2 protein-coding genes and 1 other annotated feature are annotated in these 1,273 nt (G+C 58.3%); both genes read right to left on the reverse strand.

From position 1 onward, the window contains the following. Nucleotides 1-42: 42 nt before the first annotated feature. Complete coding sequence (locus BAUR9175_RS19085; protein WP_114385263.1) at nucleotides 43-972, reverse strand: IS3 family transposase; 930 nt, start codon at nucleotides 970-972, stop codon at nucleotides 43-45. Then, nucleotides 886-1,002: a sequence feature (AL1L pseudoknot), on the reverse strand. (Overlaps the previous gene by 87 nt.) Then, nucleotides 963-1,273: transposase (locus tag BAUR9175_RS19090; protein WP_141322722.1), on the reverse strand; the 311-nt coding region annotated here is incomplete at its 5' end. It overlaps the preceding feature by 40 nt. The genes BAUR9175_RS19090 and BAUR9175_RS19085, both read right to left, overlap by 10 nt.

Genomic DNA, 1,273 nt, shown 5'->3' on the forward strand with positions numbered 1-1,273 from the left:
TGTCAAGCCCCGGGTTTCATAGAGGGCTATTTTCCTGGTTATCTAAGCAGCCACCGACTCGGTATCACTCTGGTTGATCCATTCAGAATGAACTTCGACCGGCGGCCGATAAGCAATGGCTGAATGCAGCCGGTCCTGGTTGTACCAAGACACCCACTTCGACGTCTCGGCCATGACCTCAATCAACCCTGACCACTCACGACGATCAATCAATTCAGCCTTATAAACCGAATTCAGTGCCTCAGCCATGGCATTGTCATACGAGTCCCCACGGGACCCCACCGAAGCCACGACCTCCGATTCGGCAAGGGTCTCGCCATAGCGAATCGATCGGAATTGAACGCCACGATCCGAGTGGTGGACAAGCCCCGATACATCTTCGCCAGCACGGAACTTCGCAGCCAAAGCCATCGTCAACGCATCCCTGGCCAAGGACTCGCGCATATGGTTCGTCACCTGCCAACCCACAATCTCACGATGGAATACATCCAGAATGAACGTCGTATACACCCACCCAGACCGCGTCGGAACATATGTAATGTCAGCGACCCAGAGACAGTTCGGCCCGTCCGCTTCGAACTCGCGTTCAACGAGATCGTCCGGGCATTCCTCGGCCCTGGCCGAGGCCGTCTTCGGACGCTTCCGCCTCCGACGGATCCCATCAATGCCCAGCTGGCGCATCAACCGCTCGATGGTGCACCGGGCGATGTTGCCGAACCGGTCACCGTACTCACGGTTGACCGCCTTCCACATCTTGCGTACCCCGTAACACGAGTAGTTCGCCTCATAGACGTCTTTGATGACGACCAACAGTTCCCGGTCCCGCAGGGCCCGGGCTGAGGGTTCACGCAACTTGTACGCGTAATACGAGCTCACAGCAATCCGTGCAGCAGTCCCTTTCAGGGCGCGCACGATTGGCTCGACTCCAAACTCGTGTTTGTTCTCGTCGATGAAGGCAACGATTACTTTGATGGGCGGTCGAGCTCCGCCGCGAAGAAAGCCGAGGCCTTCTTCAGGATCTCGTTCGCCCGTCTGGCTTCAGTCAGCTCGGCACGTAGCCGGCGGTTCTCAGCCTCTAGGTCGACAGACTCCGTCGGCGTAGCCTTCCCGGAGTCCTTGTGCTTGCGCACCCAGACTCGCAGGGTTTCCTTGCTGAGCCCGAGCTCGTTCGCGACGCGGGTGATTGCCCCGTTCGCTGTCTCGGGGTCAGCTTGAGCATGGATGACGAGTTCGACGGCGCGAGCCTTGAGTTCGTCGGTGTATTTCACTGGCA

The organism is Brevibacterium aurantiacum, assembly GCF_900169065.1.
GTDB lineage: Bacteria > Actinomycetota > Actinomycetes > Actinomycetales > Brevibacteriaceae > Brevibacterium > Brevibacterium aurantiacum.